The 14680-nt window shown below is 73.5% G+C and carries 12 protein-coding genes; 10 read left to right on the top strand and 2 right to left on the bottom strand.

All coding sequences use genetic code 11. The annotated features are described in order from the left end of the window. Positions 1-735: 735 nt before the first annotated feature. Positions 736-2466 carry a SpoIIE family protein phosphatase gene (locus ACZ63H_RS30460; RefSeq protein WP_469870568.1) on the top strand — a complete coding sequence of 577 codons (1731 nt, stop codon included), beginning with the start codon at positions 736-738 and terminating at the stop codon, positions 2464-2466. A gap of 280 nt (positions 2467-2746) precedes the next feature. Next, positions 2747-3421 (top strand): lytic polysaccharide monooxygenase auxiliary activity family 9 protein, encoded by a 675-nt coding sequence (locus tag ACZ63H_RS30455; RefSeq protein WP_469870566.1) that lies wholly within the window; start codon positions 2747-2749, stop codon positions 3419-3421. Between the two features lie 141 nt (positions 3422-3562). On the opposite strand, the gene ACZ63H_RS30450 is transcribed toward ACZ63H_RS30455, so the two are convergent. Continuing rightward, positions 3563-4168 (bottom strand): GNAT family N-acetyltransferase, encoded by a 606-nt coding sequence (locus ACZ63H_RS30450; RefSeq protein ID WP_469870564.1) that lies wholly within the window; start codon positions 4166-4168, stop codon positions 3563-3565. Positions 4169-4483: 315 nt separating this feature from the next. Here ACZ63H_RS30450 and ACZ63H_RS30445 point away from each other — a divergent pair, with 315 nt between their 5' ends. From ACZ63H_RS30445 to ACZ63H_RS30415, 7 genes are all read left to right on the top strand, one after another. Next, positions 4484-5173, top strand: a complete 690-nt coding sequence (locus ACZ63H_RS30445; protein WP_469870562.1) for a 2OG-Fe dioxygenase family protein — start codon at positions 4484-4486, stop codon at positions 5171-5173. Positions 5174-5178: 5 nt separating this feature from the next. Beyond that, the gene (locus ACZ63H_RS30440; protein WP_469870560.1) at positions 5179-6000 is read left to right on the top strand and encodes a class I SAM-dependent methyltransferase; all 822 of its coding nucleotides are present in this window, start codon (positions 5179-5181) and stop codon (positions 5998-6000) included. Beyond that, positions 5997-7364 (top strand): diaminopimelate decarboxylase family protein, encoded by a 1368-nt coding sequence (locus ACZ63H_RS30435; RefSeq protein ID WP_469870558.1) that lies wholly within the window; start codon positions 5997-5999, stop codon positions 7362-7364. Before ACZ63H_RS30440 ends, ACZ63H_RS30435 begins: the two co-directional genes overlap by 4 nt. Beyond that, entirely contained in the window at positions 7364-8650 is a 1287-nt protein-coding gene (locus ACZ63H_RS30430; RefSeq protein ID WP_469870623.1) for an MFS transporter, read from the top strand. The genes ACZ63H_RS30435 and ACZ63H_RS30430 overlap by 1 nt, the downstream gene beginning before the upstream one ends. Then, positions 8640-9914 (top strand): ATP-grasp domain-containing protein, encoded by a 1275-nt coding sequence (locus tag ACZ63H_RS30425; RefSeq protein WP_469870556.1) that lies wholly within the window; start codon positions 8640-8642, stop codon positions 9912-9914. The genes ACZ63H_RS30430 and ACZ63H_RS30425 overlap by 11 nt, the downstream gene beginning before the upstream one ends. After that, the gene (locus ACZ63H_RS30420; protein ID WP_469870554.1) at positions 9911-11044 is read left to right on the top strand and encodes a GNAT family N-acetyltransferase; all 1134 of its coding nucleotides are present in this window, start codon (positions 9911-9913) and stop codon (positions 11042-11044) included. The genes ACZ63H_RS30425 and ACZ63H_RS30420 overlap by 4 nt, the downstream gene beginning before the upstream one ends. 345 nt (positions 11045-11389) lie before the next feature. Then, the gene (locus tag ACZ63H_RS30415; protein ID WP_469870552.1) at positions 11390-12556 is read left to right on the top strand and encodes a hypothetical protein; all 1167 of its coding nucleotides are present in this window, start codon (positions 11390-11392) and stop codon (positions 12554-12556) included. Between the two features lie 273 nt (positions 12557-12829). On the opposite strand, the gene ACZ63H_RS30410 is transcribed toward ACZ63H_RS30415, so the two are convergent. Continuing rightward, a complete protein-coding gene (locus ACZ63H_RS30410) occupies positions 12830-13768 on the bottom strand; it encodes a quinone oxidoreductase family protein (RefSeq protein ID WP_469870550.1) in 939 nt (312 codons plus the stop codon). A 271-nt stretch (positions 13769-14039) separates the two neighbouring features. On the opposite strand from ACZ63H_RS30410, the gene ACZ63H_RS30405 reads away from it, so the two are divergent. Continuing rightward, on the top strand, positions 14040-14672 hold the full coding sequence (locus ACZ63H_RS30405) for an FAD-dependent oxidoreductase (RefSeq protein ID WP_469870548.1): 633 nt from the start codon (positions 14040-14042) through the stop codon (positions 14670-14672). The last annotated feature ends 8 nt before the right edge of the window (positions 14673-14680 follow it).

The following is a 14680-nucleotide window of genomic DNA, read 5'->3' as shown; positions in this document are numbered from 1 at the left end:
GGCGAGGGGGGGGGGGTCTGGGCTAACCTTCTTCTCCCCCCCCCCCCCCCCCCCCACCCCCCCCCCCCCCCCCCCCCCCCCCCCCCCCCCCCCCCCCCCCGCGCGCAGTCGGCGGGGGCCGCCGCCCCCAGGGGCCGGTCACCCGTTTCACGCGACCGCCGACGGCATCGCGCCCCCTTGGGTCATGTCGCCCGTCGTGATCACGAGGGTGCACCGCCCACCCTCCCGGAGGACGGAGAACTCCTCGGTCTCCGTCTCGCCCCGAGATCCCGTGCGTCCGGGACCGGGCCGTCCGGCAGCCTCGGGACCCTTGGCCCGTGGGCCCGAGCCGGGAGAACCCCCGTCGGGCCGTCCCGCCGCCCGGCCCGGACGCGCCACCGCCGGCCCACGGCCGCAGCGACCGGGGCCCGTCGTCCGCGACAGCGCGCGGCGGAGGGATCGGCGGGCTCCGGGAGCCGAAGGTGATCGGCGGACCGGGGCGGGCGGCGGCCGGCATGGGTGATCGCGGTGAACGCACCGCTTCCGGCGGGTACCCGTTGGACATGATCAGACCTGATCGTCCCGGCGAGCGGTCGCTGCCGACCGATCGCGTGGCGCACCGGGGCCGGGCAGCGGTCCTCGACGGGCCGGGGCCCGGCCACGGCACGCGGCCCGGCCACGGCACCGTGCCGGGGCGGGCCGACCGGGTGCGTGCAGCCGGCCGGAAGGGGACGGCCGATCGGCGAGGAGACGGGTATGGCAGGGCCTGAACGCACGGACGCGGACGCGAGCAGTGCGCGGCGGCAGTCCGAAGGCGTATCCGACGGCGCGCTCACCGAAGCGCTGGAAGCCATCGGGACCGGCGCCTACGTCGTGGACGAGCAGGGCCGCATCATCGCCGTGAACTCCTGCGGGGAGCGGATGCTGGCCATGCCCGCCGAGGACCTCCTCCGCCGTGACGCGCATGACCTGTTGCATCGGGACGCTCACGGTCAGCCACTGCCGACCGCACGGTGCGTCATGCGGCAGGCGTTCCACGCCGGGCGCACCGCCCAGCGGGAGGAGGACCACTTCGCCCGCGGGGACGGTTCCGTCCTGCCGGTCTCCTGGCTGATCACGCCGTACCGCATCGACGGGCGGCAGTGCGGCACCCTCGTCGTCTTCCACACCACCGACCCCGCGCGGGAGGCCGGCGCGGGACGGGGGCCGGCGACCGAGCTGACGGAGCTGGAGCGGCTGGCGCTGCTCGCGGAGACCACCACGCGGCTGACCTCGACCCTCGACGTCGACGAGGCGCTGCGCCGGCTGGTGGCGCTGGTGGTGCCTCGGCTGGCGGACTGGGCCGTCATCGACCTGATCACCGAGCGGGACGAGGTCTGGCGCACGGTCGTCGTCCACGCCGACGGAGACACCCTGAGGCATCACGAGGACCTGCAGGGCCCGATGCCGCCCGTCCCGGAGCAATCCCCCATGCCCCTGTCGAGGGCCCTGCGCGGGGTCGCCTCCACCGTCGCCGGGCCCGAGACCTACCAGGGAGCGCCGGATTCCGGCATCGCGGTGGAACAACGCCGCCTGTTCGGTGCCACCGGCATCCGCTCCGCCGCCATCGCCCCCATCCGCAGCACCCGCGAAGTCCTGGGGGCCCTCACCCTGGGCCGGGCCGAACACCCGGGGAGCTTCACCAGTGACGACCTGCCCCTGCTCGAGGACATCGCCCGCCGGGCCGGTCTCGCCTTGGACAACGCCCGCCTCTACCAGCGACAGCGCAAGGTCGCCGAGACCATGCAGAACCATCTGCTGCCCCAGATGCCGAGCGTGCCCGGGCTGCAGATGACCGTCCGCTACCTGCCCGCGCCCGACGCCTCGCACGTCGGCGGCGACTGGTACGACGCCTTCCCCCTGCCCGACGGCGCCACCGCCCTGGCCGTCGGCGATGTCGTCGGCCACGACCTGGAGGCCGCGGCGGGCATGGCACAGGTGCGCAACATGCTCCGCGCCTACGCCTGGACCCACCGGGAAGGGCCCGGCCGGATCGTCGAACGACTCGACGAGGCGGTCCAGCACATCACCGATGTGCCCATGGTGACCATGGTCCTCGCCCGGATCGAGGAGGCGGGTGACGGCCACTGGCGGCTGTCCTGGACCAACGCCGGCCATCCGCCGCCCCTGCTCGTCAGCCGCGACGGCCTCGCCGACTACCTCACCGACGGCCACGGCATCCTCCTCGGCACCGGACTCGGCGCTTCCCGCCCCGACGCCACCGTCCTGATACCGACCGGATCCACCCTCGTCCTGTACACGGACGGCCTGATAGAAGCCCCCGGCCACAGCCTGGACACCGGCCTGCAGCGGCTGCGCCAGCACGCCGCCGCGCTCGCCCACCGGCCACTGCCCTCCTTCACCGACCGGCTGCTGAGCCGGGTCCGCCCCGCCGACAACGACGACGACGTGGCCCTCCTCGCCCTGCGGGTTCCCGCCGGGACGTGAGGTGCGACCCGGCGCCCCAGGGGGCTTGGAGGCCGTCCCGCGGCGGCACCGGAAGCGAGCCATGAGCCGGGTGGGACCCGGGCGCCTCACCCCCTTCGAGCTCGACGACGAGGGGCGCGCCGCCTACCTCGGCTGACCGGCCTTCCCCTCCGAGGCAGATCCCCCGCTCGCAACTCCCCACTGTGATCAACTGTGTTCGTTTCGTTGACATTTCACTCGGAAGTCTTACCGTTGGGAGCGCTCCCATCGCAGCCTCGCAACTGGAAGGAGTTCCCCCCACATGCGCAACCAGAGTCCGTTGACCAGGCGTTCGCGGTCGTCCCTCCGTCGGCCTCTCCAGGTGCTCGTCACGCTGTTCGCCGTGGTCGTCGGCGCACTGACCTGGTCGGCCCCCGCCCAGGCCCACGGCACCGTCGTCGACCCCGCCTCCCGCGCGTACCGGTGCTGGAAGACGTGGGGCAGCAATCACACCAACCCGGCCATGCAGACCGAAGACCCCATGTGCTGGCAGGCCTTCCAGGCCAATGCCGACACCATGTGGAACTGGATGAGCGCGCTCCGGGACGGCCTCGGCGGCCAGTTCCAGGCGCGGACCCCCGACGGGACGCTCTGCAGCAACAACCTCTCCAGGAACGCCAGCCTGGACAAGCCCGGGCCGTGGAAGACCACCAGCGTCGGCAACAACTTCTCGGTCCACCTGTACGACCAGGCGTCCCACGGTGCCGACTACTTCAAGGTCTACGTGAGCAAGCAGGGCTTCGACCCCAAGACCCAGACCCTGGGCTGGGGCAACCTGGACTTCATCACGCAGACCGGCCGCTACGCGCCGGCGCAGGACATCACGTTCCCCGTCCAGACCTCCGGCTACAGCGGACACCACATCCTGTTCGTGATCTGGCAGGCCTCGCACCTCGACCAGGCCTACATGTGGTGCAGCGACGTGAACTTCGGCTGAGCCGGGGAGCGCCGCGCACGGCACCGGTTTGCGCCGGGCGGCCGGTAACCCGCCGCCCGGCCCACCGCGTTCCGTCGGGGCAGGGGACCCATGCGGTCGCCCTCCCCCGACGGGGCTTGCCGCGCCGACCGGATCCGCCCGTCAGCGGCCGAGCCCGTCCTTGTGTGCGGACCGGCCGGCCGACCGGGAGGGGTGGAGCCGCGGCAGCCGGACTCCGGCACCACGGGTGATGCGGAACAGCACATTCGGACGCAGCGGTCCTTCCGGTACGGCGGGATCGTCGAAGTCGTCGGCCGGGTCCCGGGTCATGCCGATCCTTCGCATCACGGCCTGCGAACGGAGGTTGGCGGCCGTTGTCACCGCGAGGATCTCCGGAAGCCCGAGCGTGTCGAATCCGTGAGCCAGGACTGCCAGCGCGGCCTCGGTGGCGTAGCCCCGGCCCCAGGCCGAGCGGGCGAGCCGCCAGCCGATCTCCACTCCGCTGAACGGCATGCCGTCATCCACCCGGTCCAGGCCCGCGAAGCCGATGAACTCGCCCGCGTCCCGCACCTCGACCGCCCACCATCCGTAGCCTCGCTGGTCGAACTCGGTTCGGAACCGCGCCACGGAGGCATCGCTCTGTTCACGGGTGAGCAGGTCACCCAAGTGCTCCCGGACCTCGGGATCGGCGTTCATCGCCGCCCACGGTCCGAGGTCGGAGTCACGCCATCGACGGAGGACGAGGCGATCGGTACGCAGTTCGGTCATGCCGCCCAGCCAACGTGAGTTCGTCCCTCCGGGCAATCCCGACGACCCGGGGCGCAACGACTTCCGGGGAATGTGCGATCAGATCCGATATACCATCACATGCCATACCTGAAAAGGGAGTTGCTGACACTCGCCGTTTCCACACCCGTTACCTCAGGTCAACCCGCCATTTTGTCGAAGAGGGTGGGGAGCCACTAGACCAGCAAGATCATTCCCCTTCGGTCCGCACCTGGCTAGCGTCCTTCGCAATCACTGATCCGTGCAGCTCGGGGGCCTGTGGCACGGGGTCCCGGGGCGCGAAGGAGGGAGTCAGGCATGGCTTTGAACGCACAGGGCTTCGCGATCATCGATACACCGGAACTGGACGAGTACACCCTCTCCCAGTTCGAGAACCTCCCGCTCGACCCGTACACGGGCTCACAGCAGCGCTACCGCCGCTTCTCGCAGTTCCGGCTGGTCCACGACGGCGAGTGGAAGCTGGAGCTCCTGCCGCACCGTCACTTCGCCCAGCCCCGCCAGTACAACGACCTGGTCGGCGGCCAACTGCGCACCCTGGAACCGCTGACGGTGGACCCCACGCCGCTGATCGCGGCCGGTGCCGAGGCCCTGGAGCTGGACAAGGGCACCGTCTGGCAGCTGAACGTGCACCAGTGCCGGGTCGTGTCCACCCCCGAGGTGGAGGGCGTGGCGGCCCCCGAGGGCCCGCACCGCGACGGCCACCACTACGGCATCGTCGCCGTGACCCGGCGGCACAACATATCCGGCGGCGAGACGCAGTTGATGCCGCTCGGCGGTGGTGAGCCGTTCTTCACCACCACCCTCCAGGACGGCCAGGCGATCTGTTTCGACGACCGGTCGATGTTCCATCACGTGACCGACATCGAGCACCTCAGCGAGGAGGGCGGCCACCGCGACGTGTGGCTGGTCGCGGTGAACCCGTGGGAGCACCGGCGCTACGGCGAGGAGTACGAGGCCGAGGTCCTCGCGAGCAACAGCGAGGCGTGAGATCCGTGACCCACACCGTTCTCGACAGCCCGCCCGCCGCCGCTTCGGGCCCGGCTGCCGTCTATGACCGCATCGGCGTAGGCTACTCCGCCGTCCGCCGCCCCGACCCGCGCTGGGCAGCGCTGATCCGCGGGTCCCTGGGAGAGGCGCGTACGGTCCTGAACCTGGGAGCCGGTTCAGGCGCGTACGAGCCGGAGGACCTGCAGGTGATCGCGGTCGAGCCCTCACGGGAGATGCGCGCCCAGCGGGGCGCGGGCAGCGCCCCCTGCCTGGCGGGCCGCGCGGAGAACCTGCCCTTCGACGACCGGGCCTTCGACGCGGCCATGGCCGTGCTGACCGTGCACCACTGGTCGGACCTGGAGGCCGGGATCGGGGAACTCCTGCGCGTGGCCGACCGGTTCACCGTCGTCACCTACGACATGGACGTCCAGGCCGACTTCTGGTTCACCCGGGACTACGTACCGGAGATCGCCGACGCCGAGCGCACCCGGGTCCCGTCGCTGGAGCGGCTCACCACGCTGCTCGGCCCGTGCGAGGTCGTGGAACTGCCCGTCTGGCACGACTTCACCGACGGTTTCATGACCGCCTTCTGGCGCCGGCCGGAGGCCTACCTGGAGCCGGCCGTCCGGCGGGCCTGCTCGGCGTTCGCGCTGACCGACCCGGCGGCCGTCGAACGCGGCGTGTCCCGGCTGCGTGCCGACCTCGACTCGGGCGCGTGGCACCGCCGTTACGCCGACCTGCTGGAGCGCGACCACATCGACGCCGGGTTCCGGCTGCTGACGGGGACCACGCGCAACGCCGCGACCGGGGCGGAGGCCGCGTCGTGAGCCGCCTCGCACAGACCTCCCGGACCGCCGCTCACTGGGACTACGACCGCCTGGTCGACATCGCGGGCCGGCACGGCACTCCGGTACAGGTGCTGGACGCCGGCCGGCTGGACGGCGCGGCCCGCGAACTGCTCGCGGCCCTGGACTCGTTGAGCAGGCCCACGCGGGTCTACTACTCGGTGAAGACCAACTACCTGCCCTACCTGTGCCGGCGGCTCGCCGGTCACGGCATGGGCGCCGACGTGGTCTCCGGTTACGAGCTGGACGCCGCGCTGGCCGCCGGATTCCCGCCGCAGGCCATCGTGTTCAACGGCCCGGTGAAGACCGAGGAAGAGCTGGCGGCGGCCGTACGGCACGGCGTACGGGTCAACATCGACGGCGAGCAGGAGATCGAGACGCTCCAGCGGCTGGCCGCGGCGACCGGGCGGACGATCGAGGTCGGCATCCGGATCTCCCCCGGGCTGCCGCTGTCGACGTCGCCGGACCCGTCGTACCGGGCACTGGCCGAACGGGCCGCCCGCCGCAACCGCTTCGGCTGGCCGGCCGGCTCCGCGCAGCTCGCCGGTCTCGTCGAGCGGATCACGGCCTGCCCGAACCTGTCGCTGACAGCGGTGCATGCCCACCTCAGCAGCCAGATCGTGCACCGGGAGCTGATGGTGGCCGCGCTGGAGCCGATCCTGCGGGAGGCCGCGGCCCTGCACCGCACGGTCGGACTGCGCGAGGTCAACATCGGCGGCGGCTTCGGCGTCCCGGGCATCCGCCGTCCCCGCACCGGCCCGCTCACGGCACTGTGGGGACAGCAGGGCGGCACCCCGTTGCCGGATCCCGAGCCCGTGCTGGACGTGCCCGGGCTGCTGGCCGACGTGGACGAGCGGCTGCGGGAGGCGGGGCTGGCCGACGTCGTCCTGGCGCTGGAGCCGGGGCGCTGGCTGGTCTCCGACGCGATGGCGATGGTGACCCGGGTGATGTCGCGCAAGGAACTGCCGGACGCCCGCTGGCTGATCCTGGACGGCGGCAACAACGTCGCTCCCTGGACGGGCAGCGGCGAGGTGCACCGCCTGGTGCCCCTCGGCCGTGACTACGCGCCGGCGACCGCAGCGTGGTCGGTGGCCGGACCGTTGTGCTACGAGAACGACATCCACGCCACCGCCGTCGACCTGCCCGAGGACGTACGGGTCGGGGACCTGCTGTGCCTGCACGACACGGGCGCCTACTCGCTCGGCCGGAGCAACAACTTCATCCGGACCAGGGCCGCCGTGGTGGCGCTCGACGGGGACCGGGAGGAACTGGTCTGGCGGGCGGAGACGGGAGCCGATGTGTTCCGGCTGGCCGATCCGGGTCTCCGACCGTCCGAGTCGTCGTGATGCTCAGGGGTTACGCGGAGCTGCTGAGGCTCCCCGGCGCGAGTGCGGCGGCGGTGCCCGCCGCGCTCGCGCGCCTGGCCGGCACGATGGTGCCGCTCGCCCTGCTGCTGGCGCTGGTCCAGTCGGACCGGTCCGTGGCGGTGGCGGGTGGTGCCGGAGCGGTGTACGCCCTCGGCAGCGCCGTGGGCGGCCCGTTCATCGGCCGGCTGATGGACCGGCGCGGGCCGGCGCCGGTCTTGCGGATCACCGGGCCGCTGTCCGGTGCCCTGCTGGTCGCCGCCGCGCTGGGGGCGCCCCGCGCGCCCGTCGGTGTCCTGTTCGCCGTGGCCTGCTGCGCGGGCCTGGCCACGGCTCCGGTGGGTGCGTCGGCGCGGGCGATGTGGCAGGACCTCACCGACGACGAGGATCTGCGCAAGCGGGCCTACACGTTCGAGTCGACCCTCAGTGAACTGCTGTTCGTGCTGGGGCCGTCGGTGGTCAGCGCGCTCGGCTGGCTCCTCGGGGCCCGCGTCGTGCTGCCGGCCACCGCCGTGCTGCTGGGGGCCGGAGCGGTGGGCTACGGGCAGGCGGGCATCGTGCGCCGGCGCGCTCCCGTGCCCCGCCGCGCGCCGGGCCGGGACACCCGGCGCGGTGCCGCCGCGCTGTCGGTGCTCGCCGCGATCGCCCTCACCGCGGCCCTGTCCAGCGCGCTGGCGGTGGCCGTCACGGCGGCGCTGCGCGCTCAGGGATCCGCGCCCGAACTGGCCGGGTCGCTGGTCGCGTTGCAGTCCGCGGGCAGCGTCGTGGGCGGTCTGCTCTACGGCGCCCGGACCCGCGGCGGCAGCACCTTCCGCCGGTACGTACGGCTCCTGGTGGCCCTGACCCTCGCGCTGGCCGTGCTGCCGTCGGCCGCACTGGCCCACCGCGCGGGCCTGCCGGCGGCCTGGACGCTCGTCCTGCTGGGCACACTGCTGGCGCTGAGCGGGCTGCCCATGGCCCCCACCGGCGCCGAGGAGTTCCAGCTGATCGGCGACATGACGGCCCGTCACCGGATGACGGAGGCGTTCGCCGGCGTCGGCAGTTTCATCGCCGTGGGCGGTGCGCTGGGCTCCGCGCTCACCGGTGCGGTCGCCGACGGCGCCGGCCCCGTCGCGGCCCTCGGCCTGCCCGCCGCGTGTACCTCGGCCGCCCTGCTCCTCACCCTGGCCGCCCGGCGGCCGATCGCCGCGGCCGTCGCCGCGGCCCGTGACGAAGACCGCGTCCGCTGCGCGACGCCCGAACCCGAAAGGCACAGCCATGAGCACTGAACCCGGCGTCCTCGCCGTCGTCGAGAGCCAGTTGTCGAACTTCGGCCTGACCCCCCTGCGGGCCGCCCACGAACTGGGCTTCCACACCGTCCTAGTGAGCAACGACCCGGACCGCTACCGCGTGGTCAGCCTGGCCGAGGAGGTGTACGCCAAGCACCTCGACGAGGTCGTCACCACGGACACCAACTCCGTCGACGCGGTCGCCGCCGCGCTCGCCCCGTTCCACGCGGCGGGCCGGCTGCGCGGGGTGATGACCGTCACCGACTACAACATCCCGATCGTCGCCGAGGTCGCCGCCCGCTTCGGTCTGCCGGGGCTGTCCCCCGAGGCGGCCCGCAACTGCCGGGACAAGCTGCTGATGCGCGACGCGTGCCGGGCGGCCGGCGTCGCGGTGCCGGACTACCACCAGGCGACCGGGGAGGCCGACGCGCTGGAGGCGGCCGGCCGCTTCGGCTACCCGTGCGTGGTCAAGCCGATGACGGAGTCCGCGAGCATCGGCGTCACCCTGTGCCGCACGCCCGCCGAGGTGGTGGCGGCCTACCGCGACCTGACCGCGAGCCCCACCGACTTCCGCGGCCAGCCGCGCCGCCCGGGCGTACTGGTCGAGGAGTACCTGATCGGCTTCGAGGTCAGCGTGGAGTCGGTCCTCGTCGACGGCGAGCGGCACATCCTCGGCGTCACCGACAAGGCACTCGGCCCCCACCCCCACTTCGTGGAGATGGGCGACACCTTCCCCTCGATGCTGTCCGAGCCGGTCCGCCGAAGCTGCGCCGACCTGGCCCGGCGCGCCCTGGACGCCGTCGGCCACGACTTCGGGGCCGCCCATGTCGAGGTGAAGGTGACCGCCGGGGGACCGCGGATCGTGGAGGTCAACGGGCGCATGCCCGGCGCCGAGATCACCCAGCTGATACGCGAGGCGACGGGCCTCTACCTGCAGCGGGAGGTCGTCCGGCTGCACGCCGGGCAGGCCGCCGACCTCACCCGCACGCGCGAGGGCGCCGCCGCCTCCCGGTACCTGGCCGCGCACCGCACCGGCGTCCTCGCCCGCGTCGAGGGCGTGGACCTGGCACGCCGCGTCCCGGGCGTGGCGGAGGTGGACCTGGAGGTCCGCCCCGGGGACCGGGTGCGGCCCGCCGAGTCCAACCTGGACCTGCTCGGGTACGTCGTCGCCGTGGGCGACACCACCGGCGACGCGGTACGCCGCGCCGAGTCCGCGCTCGGCCAGCTCACCCCCGTCTTCGCGGCCGACGGGGACGAGCGGTGACAGCCGCCGCGGCAAAGGACACGTCCGCGTGGGAGGTGGCCGTGCACCGGGACCTGGCGGAAGTCGACACGGAGCGCTGGGACGCGCTGTTCGGGCCGCGGGGCTTCTACTCGACGTCCCCCTGGCTGCGGCACGCCCAGGCGACCGCGGCCAGTCCCCCGTACTACCTCACGGCCGTGCGGGACGGCGAGCCGCTGGCGGCTCTGCCCGCCTACCCGCTCGAGGCAGGCACACCGTATGTCTTCTGCGCTCCCGGACGGGTGGTCACCTCCATCCACGAGCGACTGACCGGGCGCGGCGCCGACTGGACCGACGCGCTCATGCCCGCGCTGGCCTGCGGCGGCCGCAACCCGTCGCACACCAAGGCGGGCGTGCGCCCCGGCCTGCCGCCCGAGGAGCAGCGCGCGCTGCTCGGCGGGCTGGTCGCGACGGCGGAGGACGAGGCGTGGCGGGCCGGCCTCAACGCGGTCTCGTTCCTGTACGTCGACGAGGACGACACCCCGCTGCGCGAGGTTCTGGAGTCCGGGCGGTACACCGCCCTGCCCGGGCAGACCGCATACTCCCTCGAGGTGCCGGCCGACGGGGACTTCGGCACGTACCTCGCCCGGTTCCCCTCCCGGCGCCGGGGCAAGATCCGCAAGGAGGTCCGGGTGCTGGCAGAGGCCGGCGTCACCTACCGGACCCGGCCCCTCACCGGGGAACTCATCGAACGGATCGCCCCGCTGGAGACGGCCCTGTACGCCAAACACGGCACACCCGCGAACGCGGCGGCCTTCCTCGCGGTACTGCGCAGCGTGGCCGCCCACGCCGGTGCGGCGGCCCGGGTCACCACCGCCCACCTGGACGGCGAACTGGCGGGTTTCGTGCTGACCTTCACCCACGACGGGCAGCTGTACGCCCGTCAGGGCGGCTTCGACTACGCGGTGAAGGGACGGCTGCCGCTGTACTTCGGACTCGTCTACTACGAGCTGCTGCGCCTGGCCATGGCCGAGGGCCTGACCCACATCCACTACTCCACCGGCTCGGACACGGTGAAGCTCTCCCGGGGCTGCGCTCCGGTCCGCCAGTTCGCGTACGTCAAGGCACGCCGGGAGGACCTCACGCGACGGCTGGCGGAGCTGGCCGTCTGAGAGCTTCCCGGCCGGCCCTTGCCGGTCCGTCGTCCGGAACGGCGTACCACTCGGTGTGCCCGGCGGCCGCCCGGCCGAGGCGCCACGTGCCCGCGTGCTCCCCGCGAGCGCGCGGGCACCGGACGGCACGGGCAGGCAGAGGGCGGACCCGGCATCGACGACCCGGGACGGCGGCGCGAGATGCTCCCGCGCGCACGCGACGGCACTTCGGACCCGTCCGCGGGCCGGGCGCCGAGGTCGGCGGCGTCACCGCTCACGACGATCGCCGTGCCGAACCGGCGCAGCCGTCCGTCTCATAGGCTCGGCAGGACATCACGCAGCACCCGTCCGCGGAGGAGCCTCTTCATGACCCGCTACTGTGTCGAGCCGGACCGGCACGAGTTGATCGCCGCCTGGGGAACGGGTGAAGGCGACCTGGCGGCCTGCGTCGCCACCCTGCCGGCCGGCGCCGACCTCGGCAGTCTCCTCGCTCTGGCCCGGGCGCTCACCCAGCTCTCCAGCGCGGCATGGCGCACCTACACGCATCCCGCCAGTGCCGCCGACTCCTTGGAACCCGACAGCGAGGGCTGGCGCCGCGAGGAGGAGCGCAGGGGATTCGGCAGGGTTGTCGAGGCCATCACCCGACCGAACCTGCCGAGCGGCGGCAGCATGGTCGTCTCCTACAGCGGCCTCCTCGAATCCGCCCACCGGGTCGGGCGGGCGCTGCACGGCCTCGGCGACCCGCACCTCGTGCAGGCCATCGCCGCCGAAGCCGCCGCGGAACTCGCGGCCGTGGAGAGCGCCGAACTCGGTGACCTCGGCGGCCGTGCCCAACAGGCCGTCCTGCTCAGCCGTGAGGACGCCTCTCCCGTCCAGGTCGCCGCCGCCGACGACCTCCTGCGGCGGGATCCCTTCGGCCCCGGCGAACTCTTCATCGGCATCGATCCGACCGCGGCCGCCGTCGCGGCGGCCCACTGGCTCGCCGCCGCGGCCGACGTGGCCTCGCAGGCATCCGGGCTCGATCCCGCCCAGGTGGTCCTCGAGGCCGGCAACATCGAGGCCCTCCCCCACGAGACGCCCACCCTCGTCCTCGGCCTCATCAACGACGGCGTCGCCCCGCACGACGCCGTCACCAGCCTTGTCCGCCACGCCATGCACGTGACCGACGGTGTGCTGCCCGACCCGACGGCACTGCGGGAACAACTCGAGGACCTGGCGGAAACGCTCGCCGAGTACACCGGCGACGACGAACCCGACCTCGGCGATCTCGCTCTGCGCCTGACCCCTCTCGACCCCAAGCGTCCCGCACGGGATCTCCTCGAAGACCTCCTCACGGGCATCCACGGCTGCTGGCTCCTCCACAGCGAGTACGACGACCTCGGCCACGGCGAGGAACACGACGAGGAGACCGGCGCCGCCGGTGTGGAGGAATGGGACGACGAACAGGCCGAACACCACCAGAACCGCAGCCGCGAACGCTTCGCCCAGCTCGTCCGGGACACCGCCGCCCACCACCGCGACCGGCTCGTCTGACCCCGCCCGCCGACCCCCGTGGCCGGCACCCGCCGAGCGCGACGCCCCGGGCAGCCACGGCGGCGGGCCGGGCCCGCGCCGAAGGCCGGGGAACCACTCGCCGGGCCTCGGACCGTCACCGGCTTCGGCCTCGCGGTGGCAGACGGGGCTGCCCCGTCGCCCACCACACGGATGCCGGGCCACGGAGGACGGCGGCCGGCCCTCGCCCTGCCGGCCAGGTGCCGTCCGCGCCCAGGGTGCACGGGCCGAACGGCCGTCGCCGCCTCGGAGACCTCACATCAGCACTGCGAGCGTCCCCCGGCCTCCCCCCTTCCGGCGGGTCTCGACCGCCTCCGCGATCCGCTCGAAGGGCAGGGACGTGGTGCGCAGGGCGAGCCGTCCGCCGGCCAGGTCGCGGAGCAGCCGGTCGAACACCTCGGCAGGGACATGGCGGCGGACCATGTTCATCGGCAGCAGGGCGATGTCCCGGGCCATCAGGGCGGGCAGGTCGACGCGGAGGGTGGTGCCGGCCACGTAGCCGATCAGGACGGCCCGCCCTCCGGGCCGCATGGCCCCGAGGAAGTCCTGGACGGTGTTCCCGCCGACGGTGTCGAGCAGGACGTCCGCCTCTCCCTTTCCCGCGGCCGCTCCGGGGGTCGGACGGACCAGGATCTCGTGCGCGGCGTCGGGGACGGCACCGGCCGCGCCTTCGTCGCGGACCACCGCGACGACGTGGGCGCCGGCTCGCGCGGCCAACTGCACGCAGAGAGAGCCGACGGCACCGGCGGCGCCGGTCACCAGCACCCGCTCCCCCTTCTCGACCCGGCCCACCGCCTCCACCGCGGCCCACGCGGTGGTCGTCGGCGAGTAACAGGTGGCGGCGAGCGCGGCGTCCACTTCCCGGGGGATCCCACGGACCGCACCGACCGGGACCGCGACGCGCTCGCCCCAGGTGCCGTCCCGCTCCAGCCCGATGCCGCCGCCACGCACCAGCACCCGGCGGCCGAGCAGTCCGGCGCCGCCCTCGACGACGGTGCCGGCTCCTGCCGTGCCGGGGGTGAACGGCAGTCGGGGCCGGTGCGCGAAGGTACCGGTCATGACGGTGAGGTCGAGATGGGTGACGGCGGCGGCCTCGACCTCCACGATCACCTCGCCGTCCCGCGGCAGTGCGGGATCCGCGATCTCCTCGGGGTGGGGTGCGGTGTTCCAGGTGTGCAGACGAGCGGCAAGCATGACGTACTCCGAGGGTCGATCGTGTACGGGGTGTCGTCCCAGGGGAGCACCGCGACGACACCAAGGGCCACTACCCGCACGAACCGAATATGCCCGCGTCTGCAAGCACCCCGGCGGGCACGGTGCGGGACTCGTCGGGGAGGGGGCGGCCCGGCACGGACAGCGGACGCGCCGAGGTGTGCGTCGCCCGCGGCGCGTCGTTGTGAGGATGCCGTGGTGACCGAATGGCGACCTGTCGCCGCGTCCCCGCCCTCTCTACTCTCCCGTATCCATGACCACAGGACACCAGGGAACGACCCGCAGACGGTTCCTCGCGGGTGCCGGAGGCACGGTGGGCGCCCTCGCCCTGTCCGCGGGTACGGCCAGGGCCGCTGCCGCCGCCCCCACCGGCAGGCACGTCGCCGTCCTCGGCGGCGGCGTCGCCGGACTGAGCGCCGCCCACGAACTCGCCGAACGCGGCTACACCGTCACCGTCTACGAGTACTACGACGTGCTCGGCGGCAAGGCGCGGTCGATGGACGTACCGGGAACCGGCACCGGCGGCCGCAGGCCCCTGCCCGGCGAACACGGCTTCCGCTTCTTCCCGGGCTTCTACCGCAACCTTCCGGACAGCATGCGCCGCATCCCCTTCCCCGGCAACGCCGACGGCGTCCACGGCAACCTCCGCAACGGCACCGAGGCGCTCTTCGCCCGGGAGGGCGGCCGCCCGGACCTGCACTTCCCCCTGCGGCGGGTGACCACCCCGCCCGCGCCCGGCGACATCACCCCGTCGTGGATCCGCGACCAGATCCTCTCCGTCCTGGACCTGGGGAGCCGGCTGTCCGCGCCCGAAGAAGCCTACCCCGCCGCCCCAGTCTTCTTCCCCCTCCCCCCCTCCGGCGTTGGTCGCTGGGAAGAGCGGTAGAAGGAACC

The sequence above is a fragment of the Streptomyces sp. NPDC104831 genome, assembly GCF_055583025.1.
This window is presented reverse-complemented; position numbering and strand designations above follow the sequence as displayed.